At 67.9% G+C, this 16804-nt stretch carries 20 protein-coding genes; 8 read left to right on the forward strand and 12 right to left on the reverse strand.

Annotated features, from left to right (window positions below; genetic code table 11):
• Positions 1-12: 12 nt before the first annotated feature.
• Positions 13-555 carry a hypothetical protein gene (locus ABQF13_RS05670; protein ID WP_448391740.1) on the reverse strand — a complete coding sequence of 181 codons (543 nt, stop codon included), beginning with the start codon at positions 553-555 and terminating at the stop codon, positions 13-15.
• Positions 556-568: 13 nt separating this feature from the next.
• A complete protein-coding gene (locus tag ABQF13_RS05675) occupies positions 569-1225 on the reverse strand; it encodes a DUF6474 family protein (RefSeq protein ID WP_448391741.1) in 657 nt (218 codons plus the stop codon).
• Between the two features lie 209 nt (positions 1226-1434).
• Here ABQF13_RS05675 and ABQF13_RS05680 point away from each other — a divergent pair, with 209 nt between their 5' ends.
• Together ABQF13_RS05680 and ABQF13_RS05685 are read left to right on the forward strand one after the other, a co-directional pair.
• Positions 1435-1926 carry an ImmA/IrrE family metallo-endopeptidase gene (locus ABQF13_RS05680; protein ID WP_448391742.1) on the forward strand — a complete coding sequence of 164 codons (492 nt, stop codon included), beginning with the start codon at positions 1435-1437 and terminating at the stop codon, positions 1924-1926.
• Entirely contained in the window at positions 1923-3110 is a 1188-nt protein-coding gene (locus ABQF13_RS05685) for a hypothetical protein (RefSeq protein ID WP_448391743.1), read from the forward strand. The genes ABQF13_RS05680 and ABQF13_RS05685 overlap by 4 nt, the downstream gene beginning before the upstream one ends.
• Before the next feature lie 47 nt (positions 3111-3157).
• Here the strand turns inward: ABQF13_RS05685 and ABQF13_RS05690 are convergent, their stop codons facing one another.
• The 4 genes from ABQF13_RS05690 to ABQF13_RS05705 all read right to left on the reverse strand — a co-directional run bounded on the left by ABQF13_RS05690 (position 3158) and on the right by ABQF13_RS05705 (position 5738).
• On the reverse strand, positions 3158-3556 hold the full coding sequence (locus ABQF13_RS05690; protein ID WP_448391744.1) for a transcriptional regulator: 399 nt from the start codon (positions 3554-3556) through the stop codon (positions 3158-3160).
• A gap of 332 nt (positions 3557-3888) precedes the next feature.
• The gene (locus tag ABQF13_RS05695) at positions 3889-4587 is read right to left on the reverse strand and encodes a TMEM165/GDT1 family protein (RefSeq protein ID WP_448391745.1); all 699 of its coding nucleotides are present in this window, start codon (positions 4585-4587) and stop codon (positions 3889-3891) included.
• Positions 4588-4855: 268 nt separating this feature from the next.
• Entirely contained in the window at positions 4856-5389 is a 534-nt protein-coding gene (locus ABQF13_RS05700; RefSeq protein WP_448391746.1) for a peptidase, read from the reverse strand.
• 70 nt (positions 5390-5459) lie between these two features.
• Positions 5460-5738 (reverse strand): S24/S26 family peptidase, encoded by a 279-nt coding sequence (locus ABQF13_RS05705; protein WP_448392028.1) that lies wholly within the window; start codon positions 5736-5738, stop codon positions 5460-5462.
• Positions 5739-5824: 86 nt separating this feature from the next.
• Between ABQF13_RS05705 and sodN the strand changes: the two genes are divergently transcribed.
• A complete protein-coding gene (sodN, locus tag ABQF13_RS05710) occupies positions 5825-6247 on the forward strand; it encodes a superoxide dismutase, Ni (RefSeq protein ID WP_448391747.1) in 423 nt (140 codons plus the stop codon).
• Positions 6248-6330: 83 nt separating this feature from the next.
• Here the strand turns inward: sodN and ABQF13_RS05715 are convergent, their stop codons facing one another.
• The gene (locus ABQF13_RS05715) at positions 6331-6489 is read right to left on the reverse strand and encodes a hypothetical protein (RefSeq protein ID WP_448391748.1); all 159 of its coding nucleotides are present in this window, start codon (positions 6487-6489) and stop codon (positions 6331-6333) included.
• Between the two features lie 384 nt (positions 6490-6873).
• On the opposite strand from ABQF13_RS05715, the gene ABQF13_RS05720 reads away from it, so the two are divergent.
• A complete protein-coding gene (locus tag ABQF13_RS05720; protein WP_448391749.1) occupies positions 6874-7890 on the forward strand; it encodes a DUF4328 domain-containing protein in 1017 nt (338 codons plus the stop codon).
• Positions 7887-8732 carry a glycerophosphodiester phosphodiesterase gene (locus ABQF13_RS05725; protein WP_448391750.1) on the forward strand — a complete coding sequence of 282 codons (846 nt, stop codon included), beginning with the start codon at positions 7887-7889 and terminating at the stop codon, positions 8730-8732. The genes ABQF13_RS05720 and ABQF13_RS05725 overlap by 4 nt, the downstream gene beginning before the upstream one ends.
• Before the next feature lie 132 nt (positions 8733-8864).
• Here ABQF13_RS05725 and ABQF13_RS05730 read toward each other — a convergent pair whose 3' ends face one another.
• From ABQF13_RS05730 to ABQF13_RS05740, 3 genes are read right to left on the reverse strand one after another with little or no spacing between them, the layout of a single operon-like run.
• Entirely contained in the window at positions 8865-10097 is a 1233-nt protein-coding gene (locus ABQF13_RS05730; protein WP_448391751.1) for an LCP family protein, read from the reverse strand.
• Entirely contained in the window at positions 10060-10827 is a 768-nt protein-coding gene (locus tag ABQF13_RS05735) for a CPBP family intramembrane glutamic endopeptidase (protein WP_448391752.1), read from the reverse strand. The genes ABQF13_RS05730 and ABQF13_RS05735 overlap by 38 nt, the downstream gene beginning before the upstream one ends.
• Positions 10828-10857: 30 nt before the next feature.
• A complete protein-coding gene (locus ABQF13_RS05740) occupies positions 10858-11652 on the reverse strand; it encodes a DUF2470 domain-containing protein (RefSeq protein WP_448391753.1) in 795 nt (264 codons plus the stop codon).
• 109 nt (positions 11653-11761) lie between these two features.
• Here ABQF13_RS05740 and pheA point away from each other — a divergent pair, with 109 nt between their 5' ends.
• Both pheA and ABQF13_RS05750 read left to right on the forward strand, forming a co-directional pair.
• Positions 11762-12688 carry a prephenate dehydratase gene (pheA, locus tag ABQF13_RS05745; protein WP_448391754.1) on the forward strand — a complete coding sequence of 309 codons (927 nt, stop codon included), beginning with the start codon at positions 11762-11764 and terminating at the stop codon, positions 12686-12688.
• Positions 12685-13377: a histidine phosphatase family protein gene (locus ABQF13_RS05750; RefSeq protein WP_448391755.1), complete on the forward strand. Its 693-nt coding sequence runs from the start codon at positions 12685-12687 to the stop codon at positions 13375-13377. Before pheA ends, ABQF13_RS05750 begins: the two co-directional genes overlap by 4 nt.
• 223 nt (positions 13378-13600) lie before the next feature.
• Here the strand turns inward: ABQF13_RS05750 and ABQF13_RS05755 are convergent, their stop codons facing one another.
• Both ABQF13_RS05755 and ABQF13_RS05760 read right to left on the reverse strand, forming a co-directional pair.
• Positions 13601-13942 (reverse strand): metallopeptidase family protein, encoded by a 342-nt coding sequence (locus ABQF13_RS05755; protein ID WP_448391756.1) that lies wholly within the window; start codon positions 13940-13942, stop codon positions 13601-13603.
• Positions 13943-13953: 11 nt separating this feature from the next.
• Positions 13954-15363 carry a septum formation family protein gene (locus ABQF13_RS05760; RefSeq protein WP_448391757.1) on the reverse strand — a complete coding sequence of 470 codons (1410 nt, stop codon included), beginning with the start codon at positions 15361-15363 and terminating at the stop codon, positions 13954-13956.
• A gap of 133 nt (positions 15364-15496) precedes the next feature.
• Here ABQF13_RS05760 and serS point away from each other — a divergent pair, with 133 nt between their 5' ends.
• Positions 15497-16756, forward strand: coding sequence for a serine--tRNA ligase (serS, locus tag ABQF13_RS05765; RefSeq protein ID WP_448391758.1), 1260 nt, complete (start codon positions 15497-15499; stop codon positions 16754-16756).
• Positions 16757-16804: the final 48 nt, after the last annotated feature.

A 16804-nucleotide genomic window follows, 5' to 3' on the forward strand; every position in this document is an offset into this window, starting at 1 on the left:
ACGGGGTTCGGGTCAGCGGCAGGCGCGGACCGGTGGACCCCGATGTGACACCGAAGCGGCGAGCAACAACGCCGAACGCATCGGCTGCTCGGCCCGGTGAACGACGGCGACCGTCGTCGCGGCCACCGGCGGGCGCTCGACGCGCACCACCGCACGCACGACCCGCAGCGCGGCGCGGTACCACCGCTCGCCGGTTGCGATGAGCGCGGCGCCGACCCCGACGGCCACCACATGGGCGGCCGGCATGACCCAGGCGGGTAGGGCGGCAGCCTGGGTGTGGTCGTGGCCGACGACCAGCATCGCGTGGCCGAGGAGTTGGCCGACCGCCAGCAGCCCGATCAGGACGCGGATTTCACCGGCGCGCGGTAGGGCCGCGGCCACCGCGCCCACCGTCGCGGCCAGCACGGCCAGCTGCGTGGCCGACGCTCCGGTCGGCGGCACACCGCTGCCCACCCCGTGCGCGGCGACCGCCAGTGCCGCGGTCAGCAGACCGCAGGACAACCCGCGGATGCGGACCGCGACGCGTGCCGGCGACATGGACACCTCAGCTGCCATCTCGGCTGCCACCTCAACTCACGCCAAGCCGTGCCATCAGGTCGGCGTCGATGCCATCGAGCTGGCGGGCGATCGCGGCGTGCGAGGAGCGCCGACGCGGCGTCGGCATGTGCTCGGCGGCGGTGACGGCGGCCGACAGGTCGCTGAGCCGCTCGGTCATGGCCGCGACGAACTGCTTGGTCTCGGCGTCCTTGGGCTTCTTCTGGGCGACCAGTCGCACCGAGTTCTCCGCACCGGCGATGCGCGCCGACAGTTCGGCGCCATGCCCGGAGAACTGGCCGAGCTGGCTGAGCGGAACACCCAGCCGCTCGGCTCGGCGTTCGTCGAGTACGCCCCGCACCGAGGTGGCGGCGCGGTAGGCCAGCGGCACCACGACCGGGGCGAGCAACCGGGTCACCGTGAGCATCCTGCGGATCCGCCCCGGGGCGAACACCTTGCCTTCCTGGGCGGCCTTCAACTGCGTCTCGGCCACCTTGAGCGCGGCGCGGTCGCTGTCGCGCTGAGCTTTCAGCTGCGCCTTGAGCGCCTTGTTCTCGGCCTTTTGCTCGGCTTTGAAGCGCCGGACCTCGTTCTTGGCCGACAGCTTGGCCTCGAGCTTGGCCTTGGCCTTGATGGCACGCGCTTCGGCCCGACGGGTGGCGCGGGTTTTGCGTCGCTTGAACGGGCTCATCCCGGCTGCCTCCCGGCTCTAGGTTCTGGTCACGGTGCAGCCCAACATTATCGTCCGGCAGATCGGGGCCGAAGGTGGCGGTGTTGGCAGCACCATCGGTAACGGGCATGCTGGACCCACGGGGCACCGCAAGGTTGGTCAACCGAGCGGAATCGCCCGCCTCATCGGGGCGGAGCGAGCATAGTGGACGTCGTTGATAGGGGGTTTGTATGGCTGCCAGCCGCCGTGTCACCCGAGCCGTGGGTGCGGTCCTGGATCTGGCCCCGCGACACGGGGAAGTGTCGCTGACCCGTCTCGTCGATGCGGTCAGCAAGGACCGCGGCCGCCCGATCGAGCTGAAGATGGCCGAACTGCCGCCCGGCGTGTGCGGCCAATGGCGCCAGTACACCGACCGCGACGTGTTCTTGATCCAGGAGGGTCTGCCCGCCTGGGACCGCACCTTGGCCCACGAACTCGGCCATCTGGTACTCGGCCACGAGGGCACACCGGTGGTCGAGGCGGCCCGCGAGAACGTCGAGGTGGCCAGCTTCGACCTCATCGGATACATGCTCAACCAGCGGACCGGCTGCATGGGACCCGCAGGTGAGGACGCCGAGCAGGAGGCCGAGGACTTTGCCGCGCTGCTGCTCTACCGGCTGGGCCGGCTGCCATCTGACCGCTCATCGATCGTGCAGGTACGGCTCGGAGAGGCGTTTGGTTGATCGTCTGGGTGATCGCCGGTCTGCTCGGGTTGGCCACCGGTCTGCGCATCGGCTGGGCGCTGGTCAACAAGCAGTCGCTGGTGAGCACCGCGATGATCTTGGCGTTGGGCAGCCTCGGGTTGGTCGCCGCGCTGAACTGGCAGCCGCTGACCCTTCTGATCGATACGGCGCTGCACTGGCCGAACATTTCGATGGGGCTGACCCAGATCGCGTTGATCGGCTGCGCGGCGGGCAGCTCGGTGATGATCACCACCGTCTCATCCGGCCGTAAACCCGCCACGATCCGCAAGATCGCCACGGTGCAGTACGGCGTCGCCGCCGTCATCGCCACGATCAGCCTGATCGCCTTCTTCAGCGCCGGTCAGCAGCCCGAGATGGCGCCCGACGAGTATCTGCGGCAGAACCTCGATTCCGGCGGTAACTCGCTGCCGTGGTTGTTGCCGCTGCTCTACGTGCTGCTCGCGCTGTCGTTGGTGTCGTGGGCGGGGATGCGCTACTCCAACCGCAGCCGACGCGGGCGTGCGCTGTTCGTCTTCACGGTCGGCATCGTGCTGATCGTCGCCGCGGCGGGGTTTTTCTTCCTGCGCGTGGTCGGCGATGCCGGCCCGGTGGGGGTGCGTACCGCGGCGACGCTGCTGGGCTGCGCGATGCTCGTCGTCGCGGCCGGATCGCTGCTGCCCAGCATCGAGGACTATTTCGGCGCCCGCCGCGAATTGCGGGTCATTCAACCGCTGCTGACCGAACTCGGGCGTCGGCAGCCGGACATCGGGATCGGGGTGCGTCCGCGCGGCCCGCTGGCCTTTCGGGTGGCCGAACGGATGTCGCTGATCTCTGACGCGCTGTTTCTGGAGGCCACCGCCGCAGACCACAAGCGCAAGCTACGGGTCGACGCCACCGGAGCCGGTTCGGACGTCGAGGAGGCTGGCGAGGAGGCCGAGACGCCGGACGTGCCGCCGCGCGAACAGGCGCGCGCCATCGCGCAGTGGATCTACACCGGCCGCCCGGACGCCGCAGACGCGGAGAAGGCGGTTTTTCCCGGTCCGGGCTGGCTGCGCCAACCGGAAAGCTATTCAGACCGCGAATGGATACTCGAAATCGCAGAGCAGTACCGCATGCTCGCCCGAGCCGGGAACCGCTCGGGGGACGCGTCCGGAAATACGCAGCCTCAACCGGCGTCGCGGTAAATCAACCCTGGTACTTCGCCGGGCCCTGGGGCCCGGCGAGCGGCGGGCTAATCGTCCAGGTGCTCCCGGCGACGCAACTCATCCACCTTTTGCGCAATGTCCTGCTGCGCTTCAGGGGACAGCCCGACGGTGCGTGCCGCAATACGGCGGACGCCTTCGTCGCGCATGTTGGCGAGCCAGGTCAGTTCCTTGTCGAGCTTCTCGTAGTACTCGTCGTCGGTGAAGTACGCCGGCTTGATCCGGAAGAAGTTGGCAAGGGCTGCCATGGTGGTCGCGGACGGGTTGGTGCGGTTGCCTGAGCGCAGCTGAGACAGGTACGGGGCTGACATCGTGACGCCCTCTGCCTTGAGCGCTGCGATCACTTCAGCCGACGTGTGCGGGCCCCGACCCGGTGGATAAACCGTGTCGAACAGCCGGTTTAGTCGGGCGGCGAACGTCGTGCTCATCGATATGACCTCCACATGCGTAGACGAGCGGGTTTATTGGCGGCATATTTGCTGATCATCGTAGCGAGTGTTGTGCTGTCAACCAAGTGCAAACCGCGTAAAAGTTGACCCACCTTGTCGTTGTCGGTAGCCGCCACGGGCGGTGGCGACGTCTGTAGGGTATGCGCATCGCGCAGGCCTGTGGGGCGTTCTGGCAAATAATGACGCTCGCGTCGTATTTGATTTGCCAGCCCGCCCGGCGCCCGCGCCTCAGTAATGGTGTCCAATCCCACTGGCAACGTCCATCACGCCGCCGCCGGGCGCTGTGAGCGTTTGCTGTTATCAAGTTGAGCTTAGTAACGAGGCGGCGTCGGCGCAGGCAGGCCGCCGGCCGGCACGCGTCGACGCCGCACGAGGCTGACAAGCAGCCAGCAGCCGGCGCCCGCGACCACCGAACCGGTGCCCAAAAGCGCGGCCCATCGCATCCCGAGGGCCGCGTCGAAGAGAATCCACACGCCGAACGACAGGAACAGCACACTCGCCAGGTTGTGCAGGAACCGCACGGGCAACCGCCTGTGCAAAAAGGCGCCCGCCGCGATCGCCACCGCGTCGGCGGCCACCATCCCGACAGTCGCGCCGATCCACACCCCGGACCAGCGGTGGTCGCTGGCCAGCGTCACCGTCGCGAGCATCGTTTTGTCGCCCAGCTCGGCGAGCACGAACGACGACACGATCGCGGGAATGATCCACCGGGTTTCGGCGACCCGAACGTCACCGTCGTCGCCGGTGCGGGCGGAACGCCACGTCCACGCGGCGAACAGCACGAAGGCGATGGCTGCGGCGAACGCGATCGGACGGTCGGGCAGCGTCAGCCCGAGGAAATGGCCGATGGCCACCGATAGGCCGTGCACCAGCAGCGCCGCCAGGCCGACGCCCGAGAGCACCACCCACCACCGGTGCCGCAGCGCGTAGGTCATGGCGATCAGTTGCGATTTGTCGCCCAGTTCGGCGACGAATACCACGGCGAGGCTGATCGCTATCGCGGTAAGCATGAATACGACCTTTCGACGCGTCGCCGTCGGACTCCGTGCTCAGCGGCCCGTCCGGCTTCGGTCGAAGGTCTCGCCCACCGCGCCCTTCAAGAGGTCGCGGTTCGCCGGCCGGGCTCGCGCCAGTATGTCGACACGACGATTGGGGGCTACTCCCCTTCGCTGATGAGACCGACCATAGCGGCGATATCCGAGGCGCGCCACCGCATACGGGGTTTTCGGGTGCCCGAATCAAGTGTTCAGGCAGGCGAATCTGGGTATTCGAAACCCCTTACGCCGCAAGCAGCATCGCCAGAATCGCGGTGTCGGGATGGCTGATGGGATCCACTCCGACGCGGCTCACCATCGAGGTGACCGTGCCGTCGGCTTCAGCTTCCACCCACGCAGCGCGGTGTTCGAGACCCAGGTGCGGAAGCCCGGGCAGCAGGACACAACCCGACGCGGCGCCTGTGCACTCGGGCAGTGACGGCATGGTTTCGGACGGCGGGTGCAGCATGAGCAGTGCGGGTGGCTGGTGCTGCGCGAAATGTCCTGGCGCAACCGCCGAATCGCCGACCACTGTGCCCTCGGCGACCACCAGCCCGACGGTGTCGGGTTCGGGTTCATCGGGCAACTCCTCGCGAGCGCCGAAAATCGTTGTGGTGTCCAGCAAGCCGGGCAGAGACGCGACCCGCACGGCAAGCGTCAACAGCTGCGCCCATTCTTTGGTGGAGTCTGGCCAACGTCCGGAGATGACGAAGCCCTTCAAGGCACCTCGTGAATGAAACGGGGCGATGCCGATCGCCCGACCGGAGCTCTGTTCCATGTCGCCTCCGCGCCATTGTTATTGGCTCAGGATGCGTGGCAAACGCTTGGCACACAAGACGACACGACTGCTAACGGTCGACTTTCCGTCGGACGACCCACACCACGCGGTAGGTATCTGCTGCGGCGACCCAGCCGAACTCACGCGAATCCATGGCGCCCGGTACACCGGGATTCTCCGAGCGGGCCTCGAAAGTCGTACTGCTACCGGCTCGGCGCACCTCGCCGACGCGCTTGACGAGCCACCGGGTGGACAGCAGCGGATCGCGGAATGCCCGCAGTTGCCCGGGCCGGGGCGTTCCGCAACGCAGTGCGAGCAGACCGTCGCCCGGCGTCAGGGTGGGGCGCATCGAATCTTCGACGACGGTGAATCGACGCAGCGGCCAACTGAACGGTCCATGGTTGCGGTCCACCCCCGAAGGGTAAGTTAGAGGCCATGCTGCATCGACTGTTCGCCAACGCAACCCCTGCCCATGCCCACTGCGATTTGTACTGCGGCGTGTACGACCCCGCCCAGGCCAAGATTGAAGCGCTTTCGTGTCTGAAGACACTGCAGAAGTACCATGATTCAGACGATGACCACTTCCGCACCCGCTGCGTCATCATCAAGGAGCGGCAGGCCGAGGAGGTCAAGCACCACCTGATGGTGCTGTGGGCCGACTTCTTCACCAAAGAGCACTTCGAACAATTCCCCAACCTGCACCAGTTGTTCTGGGACGGTGTGCACGGTGCCGGTGACGTGAAGAAGTCGACCGACGTGGCCGTCGCTGAGAACCTGCTCAAGACCATCGACGAGATCGCCGACATCTTCTGGCAGACCGAGAAGGCCAAGGGCATGGGCGTCTACCCGCCCGCCTGATCGACGTCCCTTTCCATCCCGCACACAGCCGCCGGAACGCTTTCAGTTCCGGCGGCTTTTTCGTATCGCTTAGGGCGTCGAGGTCAGAACAGGACGATCAGGGCGAGGATGCCCAGCAGCACCAAGGCGATGATGCCGGCGCGCACGCAGGCCACCAGCTGCGAGCGGTTGTAGACGTTCGAGGAGGACTGCCACTCAGATGGCGGTATCGCGGATCCCGGACCCATCGGATATGACCCCATCAAGTACTCCTGACCTGCACGTTCGCTAGTTCTCCTCAGTGAGCCCTGTCACAAGTGCGAGTTGTGACGCCGATCATAGCGCTTGTGGACGGTGCCGTGAAATCGCCCGGCCGCCACGGTTCGGCGGGTAGTCGTCGCTGCGGCCAGACACCCAGCTAGTACAGCTATCGATTTCGCTCGGCTCGGTGGAGTCTTGGTCAGAAGATGTCCAGGTTATCCACAGTGATCTTCAGCAACCGCACAGATTGAGCGGCTCACAGCGGATACCGGCCGATCATGGACCTGTGGATGAACCTGTGGAAACTGTGGATAGCTCGAAATTGCTGACATCGGGCATCGGGCCGCAACTGCGAGGTCGGGTGCCGCCGTCGCTAGGCTGGTCGGATGATCCAGGTGTGTTCCCAGTGCGGAACGCGGTGGAACGTGCGCGACCGCCGCCGGGTCTGGTGCCCGCGCTGCAACGGCAGCCTCCTGGCCCCGACCGGTCCCGAACCGGGAACCGAATGGAGCGCCCCGGCGACTTCCGCGCGTCCGGCGTCACCCGGCGCGACGCCCCCGCGGCTGCCGCCGGGCTATCGCTGGATCGCGGTGCGCCCGGGCACTCCACCGCCGCCGCGACGGGTAGGCAGACCGCTGGGCCCCACGCCGCGCTACCCGTTCATCCCCCGATGGGGGCTCACCGACCATTTCGAGCACGTCGAACCACAGCAGTCGACGCCGCAGACGGGTCCGGTGCCGGCGAAGGTGCGCACGCTGCTCGTCGCGACCATGGTGGTGCTCGGCGCGGCGGCGCTGATCCACCTGGTGCGCTATGCGCTGCTGATCATCAACCGCGGCACGCTGCTCAACCCGTGGATCGCCGGGTCGGCGACGTGGTTGGGCGTCGGCATCAGCGTGATCGCGATGTTCTGCGTGGTCGCCAGCATCGTGGTGCTGGCCAACTGGCTGGTCACCCGGCGCGCGGCCGCGTTCGCCCATCGCGGGCACGACGATCCTCGGCCGGCCTGGGCGCTGCGAGCCGGATGCCTGGTTCCGCTGGTCAACCTCGCGTGGGCGCCTGTGTTCGTGCTCGAACTCGCCGGTGTCGAGGAGCGGCTGACGTGGCTGCGCCGTCCCGTGGTGGTGTGGTGGCTGGTGTGGCTGGCCAGCTACGCCGTATCGATCTGGTCCATCGCGACCAGCTTCACCCAGGACGCCCAGGGCATCGCCGACAACACCGTGACGACCACCGTGGCCTACCTGCTGGCGCTGGCCGCGCTGCTGCTGGCCTACAAGGTCTTCGAGGGCTTCGAACGGCAACCCGTCGAGCGGCCGTCCAAACGCTGGGTGGTGGTTACCGAGCCCGAAACCGCAGAATCGGCCGAGGCTTCGGAGCAGCGCCCGGCAACCGCCGCCGTATGACTTCGGATGACGGCGGAGCCGCCGGATCGGCGAGTCCCGGGCCAGCACCCGGGACTCACCCCTTTGTCGTTGCACACCGCGGCGCCTCGGCCGACCGGCCCGAGCACACCCTGGCGGCCTACGAACTGGCGCTGGAAGAGGGCGCCGACGGCGTCGAGTGCGACGTGCGCCTGACCCGCGACGGCCATCTGGTGTGTCTGCACGACCGCAAAATCGACCGCACGTCAAACGGCACCGGTGTCGTCAGCGAGATGACGCTGGCGCAGCTGCGTGAACTCGACTACGGCTCATGGCATCCCAGCCAGCGCAACGACGCCGGCGACACCGGGTTGTTGACGCTGGACGAACTGATCTCGCTGGTGCTGGACTGGAACCGTCCGGTCAAGCTGTTCATCGAGACCAAACACCCCGTTCGCTACGGCGCGCTGGTGGAGAGCAAGGTGCTGGCCCTGCTGCACCGCTACGGCATCGCGGCACCGCCGTCGGCTGATCTGGCCCGCGCGGTGGTGATGTCATTCTCCGCGGCCGCGGTGTGGCGGATCCGGCGTGCGGCGCCGATGCTGCCGACGGTGCTGCTCGGCGACACGTCGCGCTTCTTGGGCGGCAGCGCGGCCACCACGGTCGGGGCCACCGCCGTCGGCCCCTCGATCATGACGCTGCGGCAATATCCCGAACTGGTCGACCGGGCCGCCGCGCAGGGCCGGGCGTTGTACTGCTGGACCGTCGACCATTTCGAGGACGTCGGCTATTGCCGTGATCTCGGGGTGGGGTGGGTTGCCACCAACCATCCCGGCCGCACCAAGACCTGGCTGCAGGACGGGTTGACCGGCGCCGGTCGCTGACCCGCCCGCTGGTTACAGTAGGCCGCCGGCGGCCTTCGGAGTTACGAAATCCTTTGCGCACGAGGGTATTCGCGTGAAAGGACATCTTCGAGGTGGTCGAGCAGATACTGCACCAGCATTAGCTGGCAAGGATTATGGCTGGGCGTCGAGGACAGTTTGGGGCACCGGTGAATCGGTACGCAGCGCCTCGAATAATTGGTCCGCCGCGTCGTCGTCCCAAACCACCACCGAACCCGAATTGCTGCCGGTGAATTGGCCGATCGGCACGGTCACGGTGGTGACGTCGCCGCGCAGCGCCCATGCCAGCCGCACCAGGTCCCAGATGTGGGCGCCCTCGTCGACGGCGACGGCCTTGCTGACCGACTCGGCCATCGGCTGCCAGCGCAGCGGGTTGAGCAGTACCGCGGGGCTGGCCGCCCGCTGCAGGAGGGCGGCCATGAAGGCGCGCTGATGGATCATCCGGTCCAGGTCGGCGCGTGGTGTCGCGCGGGTGCGGACGTATCCGAGCGCGCTGCGTCCGTCGAGCTTCTGGCATCCCGCGGGCAGGTCGATGCCGGCCAGCGGGTCGGAAATCGGTTGGTCGAGGCATATCGTCACGCCGCCGACGGCGTCGACCATTTCCGCGAAACCGTCGAATCCGATCTCGGCGTAGTGGTCGAGGCGCAGCCCGGTGGCCTGTTCGACGGTCTGGGCCAGCAGCGGTGCGCCGCCGAGGGTGAACGCCGCGTTGATCTTGTCGCTGCCGTAGCCGGGCACTTCGACGTAGGAGTCGCGCGGGATGGACACCATCGTGGTTTCGTTGCTCGACCCGAGCGCGGGGAGGTGCACCAGCAGGATGGTGTCGGTGCGGCCGTCGCCGATGTCGCCGCCGGTGGCGAGGTCGTTCTGTTGTTCGGGTGTCAGGTTGGCGCGGCTGTCGGATCCGACGAGCAGCCACGTGGTTCCCGCACCCGCCGCGGGACGGTCGCCGTGGTTCGGCAGCGCCGGTATGCGGTGCAGCGAGCGGTCCATCCACACCCCGGTGGCCACCAACGCGACGATCGCCACCAGCAGGCACGCGAGCAGCAGGCGGCCCCAATGTCGTTTGCGCCGAGGCTTTTTCGCTGTCGGTGCGGGTGGGGGCGGTGGTGGTCGGCGCGGCGGCGGTTTGCGCGGCGGCGGGGGAGGGGACGGTCTGTGTGACGGTGGTATCGGTGGCGGTGGTGGACGAAAGTTGGGGTCCCGGCGGATCACCTGCGACGGCTCCCGGCGGCTGCGGGGGTCCACACCCCGAGGCGGTCGCGGGTCGTCATTCACAGCAAGAAATCTACGTGGCGACCGCCGGTTTTTACTGGAGCCAGCTGAGGTGCCCCGCCGCCAGGGCATATCCGACGAACGCAACCGCGTCGATCAACGCGTGCGCGATGATCAAGGGCCACAGCCGCCCGGTGCGCAGGTAGACATAACCGAACACCACGCCCATCGCGACGTTGCCGAGACCGGCGCCGAAGCCCTGGTAGAGGTGGTAGAGCCCGCGCAACACGCTCGAGGCGACGACGGCAACCCACGGGTTGACCCGCAGTTGACGCAGCCGGGTGAGCAGGAAGCCGACCACGATCACCTCCTCGGCCCAGCCGTTGGCGAACGACACCAGCAGCAACACCGGGATGCGCCACCACGTGTCGTAGAGTTCGGCGGGTTCCACCGACGCGTTGAGGCCGAGGATGCGCGCGATCTGGTACAGCGCCAGGCCCGGCACCCCGATCAGCGCGGCAAGCCCGATGCCACCGAGTACGTCGGCCCGCCACCTCGGTAAGCCGAGACCGATCCGGTCAGGACCAAAACCGCTGCGCCACAACAGGTATACCGCCAGCGCGCCCCATGCCAGCAGTTGGAACACCCCGGCCAGGTTGAGGCCGAGGTCGATCAGGTCGAACTGTGAACGGCGCGGGTTGAGCGCGACCACCTGCGCGGCCAGGCCGAGCAACGCCGATTCGACAAGGCGCAACAGCGCGGTATAGGCCGACAGCGCGAACGTCACGGCCAGCACGACGGTGACCTCGATGCGCAGCGCGCGTCGCTGCGTTTCGGTCAGTTCGTCTGGGCCGCCAGTCACCGCAGCTACGGTAGCGGGCGGCGAATCGGGTCAGGGCCGGCGCGCACGTAGCCCGTTGAGGAAGGGGCAGCCCAGCAGCACCCTGATGGCCTGGGACAGGCCGGTGACGTCATCGACCGGTTTGGCGAACGGCAGCCGCACGTCGTGGTCGCCCTCGTCGTTCTCCACCCGCAGCCGCACCCCGTAGCGGTCCAGCCCCAGCGGGCGGACACGGCCCCGGCGCAGCGACATCGGCAGCCGGGTGGCCAGCCGGTCCACCACATCGCCGTGTGCCGACTCCAGATGCTGGATCCAGCAGACCTCCATGGCGCAGAACGGGTCTGGCTGCGCATCGAGTAGTTCGCTCACACCGATCGATTCGGCGCCGGTGGAATCGGCGACCACCACCGAATCCACCTCCAGGCGCACCAGTGCGTAGCGCACATCGCCGTCGTCGCGGGCCGGACCGGCGTTGACCGAAAGCAGCGCGGGGTTGGGATCCTCGGAGGCGATCAGGTCGAGCAGGGCCGGCACCTCGGCGCCGGGTACGTGATGCAGCCGACCGCGGCTCCACACCAGCGAGCGCACCGGCTCGCGCAGCGGCAGCGGCGCGTAGTCGGTCATCTCCAGGACGGCGGGCACACCGGTGGGTCCCGCAGCGGCCACCGTGGCGGCCAGCGTGCCGCCGAGCGGAACGGTGATCGCGAACGAACCGTCACGCAGCAGATGGTGCACGGGGGACTCGGTGGGATCGATGCCGTCGATCGCGAGCATCGCCGTGCCGGCCCTCGCGCATGCGCTGCGGATTCGTTCGGCCGTCGTAGGTGCCATCAGGGTCGCAACCATGTCACTCCTTGGATTAGGTGAGCCTAACTTAACTAGTGTCCAGCGAATCGCGCAAGGCTTACGTGCAGCGGAACGGGGTTACCCGGGGTGAACCGATAGGGTTGGCCTCGTGCCGCGCATCGCCTATCTCGGACCCGAGGGAACCTTCACCGAGGCGGCACTGCGCAAAATGGCAGCCACCGACATGGTCCCGAACACGGCGGCGAACGACGACGTGGTTCCGGTCGCGTTCGACAGCGCGGCAGCTGCGCTGGCGGCGGTACGGTCCGGCAACGCCGATTTCGCGTGTGTGCCGATCGAGAACTCGATCGAGGGTGCGGTGCTGCCGACGCTCGACAGCCTCGCGGCGGGAACGCCGCTGCAGATCTTCGCAGAACTCACCCTCGATGTGGCGTTCACGATCGCCGTTCGGCACGGCGTCACGGCCGCCGACGTGGCCACCGTCGCGGCGTTTCCGGTGGCCGCGGCGCAGGTGCGCCAATGGCTGGCGGCCAACCTGCCCGCAGCGCAGGTGGTGCCGGCCTATTCGAACGCCGCGGCCGCACACGACGTCGCCGAGGGACGCGCCGACGCCGGGGTGAGCACGGCCCTGGCCGCCGCACGCTGCGGGCTGGCGGCGTTGGCCACCGGCGTCGTCGACGAGGCCAGCGCCCGCACCCGATTCGTGCTGGCCGGGTCGCCCGCGGCGCCGCCGCAGCGCACCGGCGCCGACCGCACGTCGGTGGTGCTGCGCCTCGACAACGAGCCGGGCGCGCTGGTCTTGGCGCTGACCGAGTTCGCCGTGCGTGACATCGACCTCACCCGCATCGAATCCCGCCCCACCCGAACCGAGTTGGGCACCTACGTGTTTTTCCTCGATTGTGTCGGGCACATCGACGACGCCGCGGTCGCCGAGGCACTAAAGGCGTTGCACAGGCGTTGTGCAGATGTGCGCTATTTGGGTTCCTGGCCGACGGGATCGGCCGCCGGCGCGGTGCCGCCACAGTTGGACGAGGCATCCCGCTGGTTGACGCGGTTGCGGGAGGGCAAACAGTGAGTGGTCGGTTGGTATTGGTTCGGCACGGACAGTCACATGCCAATGTCGAACGGCGGCTGGACACGCGCCCGCCGGGTGCCCCGCTGACCGATCTGGGACGCAACCAGGCACGCACATTCGCCAGGCGCGCCGCGTCGATGACCCGCCCCGGTCTGCTTGCGCACTCCGCGGCCGTGCGGGCCGGCCAGACCGCCCATGAGATCGCGGCCGAACTGCGGTTGGACACTTACGAATTCGATGGCATCCACGAAGTTCAGGTCGGCGATCTGGAGAACCGCAACGATGACGCGGCCATCGCCGAGTTCGAGTCGGTCTACCAGCAGTGGCATCAGGGCGACCTGGAGGTGCCGATGCCCAACGGCGAATCGGGCCGCGACGTGCTCTACCGGTATCTGCCCGCGATCACCGAGCTGCGGCTGCGCCACCTCGACGACGCCTCCTGGCACAACGACATCGTCGTCGTCAGCCACGGCGCGGCGATCCGCCTGGTGTCGGCGGTGCTGGCGGGTGTGGACAGCAGCTTCGCGCTCGACCACCACCTCGGCAACGCCGAGTCGATCGTGTTGGCTCCGATCACCGACGGCCGCTGGAGCTGTGTGCAGTGGGGTGCGCTGACGCCGCCGTTCTATCCGGAGCCCGACGTGAGCCCGGTCGAGGATGCGCTGCAGTCAGCTGATCCGATGGGCTGACACCGCGACGCCGCACGTGCAGCCGGCGGCCTCGCAATCGATTTGAAAGACGTGCACCACCTCCGGCATCGCGCAGTCGGGTTCCGTGCACTCGGCGCGATCGGCCGCGTGATGGATGACGGTGCCGTGGCAGTGTTCGAGGCCCGTTCGGCATTCGCGGCACGCACTGCTCATGGCCCGTTCATAGCACTGTGTGGCGACAATTCGCGGATGCCGCGCCCGCCTATCCCCAACCCAGTTCGTGCAGGCGTTCGTCGTCGATACCGAAGTGGTGGGCGATCTCGTGGATGACCGTGATCGCCACCTCCTCGACCACCTGCTCCTCGGTTTCGCAGGCGTCCAGCAGCGCATCGCGGTAGATCGTGATGGTGTCCGGTAGCGAGCCCGCGGCGTACCAGGAGTCGCGTTCGGTCAGCGCGATGCCCTGATACAGCCCGAGGAGATCGGGTTCCTCCTCGCTGCGGTCCGCGACGAGCACGACGGCGTTGTCGATCGCAGCGGCGAGCTTGGGCGGTATGAGATCGAGCGCTTCGGAGACCAACTCGTCGAACCGTTGCGGGCTCATCCGCACCGCCACTACGGCACCGGTGGTGGCGGCGGGGCGGGCGCGGGCGCAGGTACCGGTGGTGGCGGCGGCAGACCCGGCGGCGGGGGTGGCGGCGGAAGACCCGGTGGCGGAGGCGGCGGCGGAACACCCGGCGGCGGTGCCGGCGGCGCCCCAGGAGCCGGCGGCCCGCCGAGGAAGGTGTTGCCGGGCTGTTCGACCTCCGGCGCGCCCTCGCTGCCCGGCGGGCCGTGGTGGGTCCCATCCGAGCTGCCGCCGCTGTGGGTGTTGCCGCTGCTACTGCCACTGCTCGCGCCGCTGCTGCTGCTTCCGCTGCTCGAGGACTGATTACTGCTGGCGGCCGAGGAACTGCTGACCTCCGGCATCGGGATCGGCGGGAAGTTCAGTCGCTCCTGCGGGATGTCGGGTGGCGGAATCGGCGGCTGACCGTTGATCAGCAGCGGGCCCTTGGCGCTGTTGAGCAGCGTTGACCAGCCACCGTTGCCCAGCGTGGCCCCGATGCTGCACGACACCTGACGGCTGCCCGCCGACCAGCTCGGCAGCGAAATTGTGCTGTAGATCAACGTCAGCGTGGTGCTGCGCAGCTCGATGGGTGCCAGGTATTCGTCGGTCATCCGGGTGCACGCGTCCTTGATGAACGCGTCCTGCTCGTTCTCCGGCGGAAGCGCGTCGGGGAACCGCTCGGCCAGGTTGACCGCGCCGGTCACCTCCATTGCGTGAGGTGCCGCGCAGTCGACGGGAACGTCGGTGGGCTGATTGGTCGACGGATCGATGCCCAGGCAGGTGCCCGCTGGCCACACCTTGGACTGGTCGATGTCGGCGACCTTGCCCTTGAACGGCAGCTGCTGGTTGTTGGGTCCGGGCAGCTGCAGACCGCACAGCATGCGCCTTTCGTCCTGGTTGCGCCACGCCCGTTCGCCCGACCACAGCATGCTCACCGTGAAACGGCTGTTCGGGTCGTAGTTGGCGCCGAGGTAGCGCCGCACCGACGTCGAGCACTGCTCCTGGCTGATCTGCTGGATGCGCGCCGGCGATGGCGGCTCGGCGTCGGGCCCGTACTCACTGCCCGGGTAGATACGCATATCGACCGACTGGGCGACCTCGAAGCGGTGCTCGTCCTTGCAGTCGACGATCTCGGCGGCGTCCGGCGTACGTTCCGGCCAGTTCAGACAATCACCGGCCTTGGCGTGCTCGAAGGTCTCGTTACCCCGCGGGCCCAGCGAGATCGTGCTGGCGGTCAGCCCCGTCGCACCGTCACGCTGCGGCACCGCGGTGATCAAACCGGCGATGAGCAGGGCACCGAGCGCGGTCAACAGTAGCCCGCGGCGCGTCGGCGTGGCATTCAAACTCTTCCACCACGCCACCCGCTGCGGCTGCTCGTCAGCCTCGGGAGCCTCGGGTACGTTCAACATCTGCTCCATTGTGACAGGCGTGTCGGGCACTGTGACAAGCGATGCATTTGTAAAGTTATGTGGTTGTGGCTCGCAACCCGACGCTCCGGTAGAAAACGAGGCTCTCGACCCCGCGCGCCGGGCCGAAAGTAGTGTTGCGGCCGTGATCGACCTCAAGCTGCTGCGCGAAAACCCCGATGCCGTCCGCGCGTCGCAACGCGCCCGCGGTGAGGATCCCGGACTTGTTGACACGTTGGTCGATGCCGACACCGCCCGCCGCGCGGCGGTGTCGGCCGCTGACAGCCTGCGCGCCGAACAGAAGGCCGCCAGCAAGAAGGTGGGCAAGGCGTCACCGGACGAGCGGCCCGCGCTACTCGAGCACGCCAAGAGCCTCGCCGAGAAGGTCAAAGCGGTCGAAGCCGAACAGGGGCAGGCCGAAAAGGCGTTCGCCGCAGCGCATACGGCGATCTCCAACGTCATTCTCGACGGTGTGCCCGCAGGCGGTGAGGACGATTTCGTCGTGCTCGAGACGGTCGGCGAACCGCGGGCCATCGACAACCCCAAGGACCACGTGGAGCTCGGCGAGTCGCTGGGGTTGATCGATCTGGAGCGCGGCGCCAAGGTGTCCGGTGCGCGGTTCTACTTCCTCACCGGCGCGGGCGCGCTGCTGCAACTGGGGCTGATGCAGCTCGCCGCGCGGCTGGCGACCGACAACGGGTTCACGCTGATGATCCCGCCGGTGCTGGTGCGTCCCGAGGTGATGGCGGGCACCGGGTTCCTCGGTGCGCACAGCGACGAGGTGTACCGGATCGAATCCGACGACCTCTACCTCGTCGGCACCTCCGAGGTCCCGTTGGCCGGCTACCACGCCGACGAGATCCTCGACCTGTCCGGCGCGCCGCTGCGCTATGCCGGCTGGTCGTCGTGCTTTCGCCGGGAGGCGGGCAGCCACGGCAAGGACACCCGCGGCATCATCCGCGTGCATCAGTTCGACAAGGTCGAGGGGTTCGTCTACTGCAGACCTGAGCAGGCCGAGGCCGAACATGACCGGCTACTCGGCTGGCAGCGCGAGATGCTGGCCCTGATCGACGTGCCGTACCGCATAATCGACATCGCCGCAGGGGATCTCGGGATGTCAGCGGCGCGCAAGTTCGACTGCGAGGCATGGGTTCCGACACAGCAGACGTATCGCGAGTTGACCTCGACGTCGAACTGCACGACGTTTCAGGCCCGTCGGCTGGCGGTGCGCTACCGCGACGACAACGGCAGGCCGCAGATCGCCGCGACGCTCAACGGCACGCTGGCCACCACCCGCTGGCTGGTGGCGATCCTGGAGAACCATCAGCAGCCCGACGGCAGCGTGCGGGTACCAGAAGCGTTGGTGCCGTTCGTCGGCGCCGAAGTGCTCGAACCGAAGCGCTAGCGCAGGTTTCGCCGCCTCCAGCCGGGGTATCGCCACCGGTCAGGAGGA

The sequence above is a fragment of the Mycolicibacterium sp. XJ879 genome, assembly GCF_053483935.1.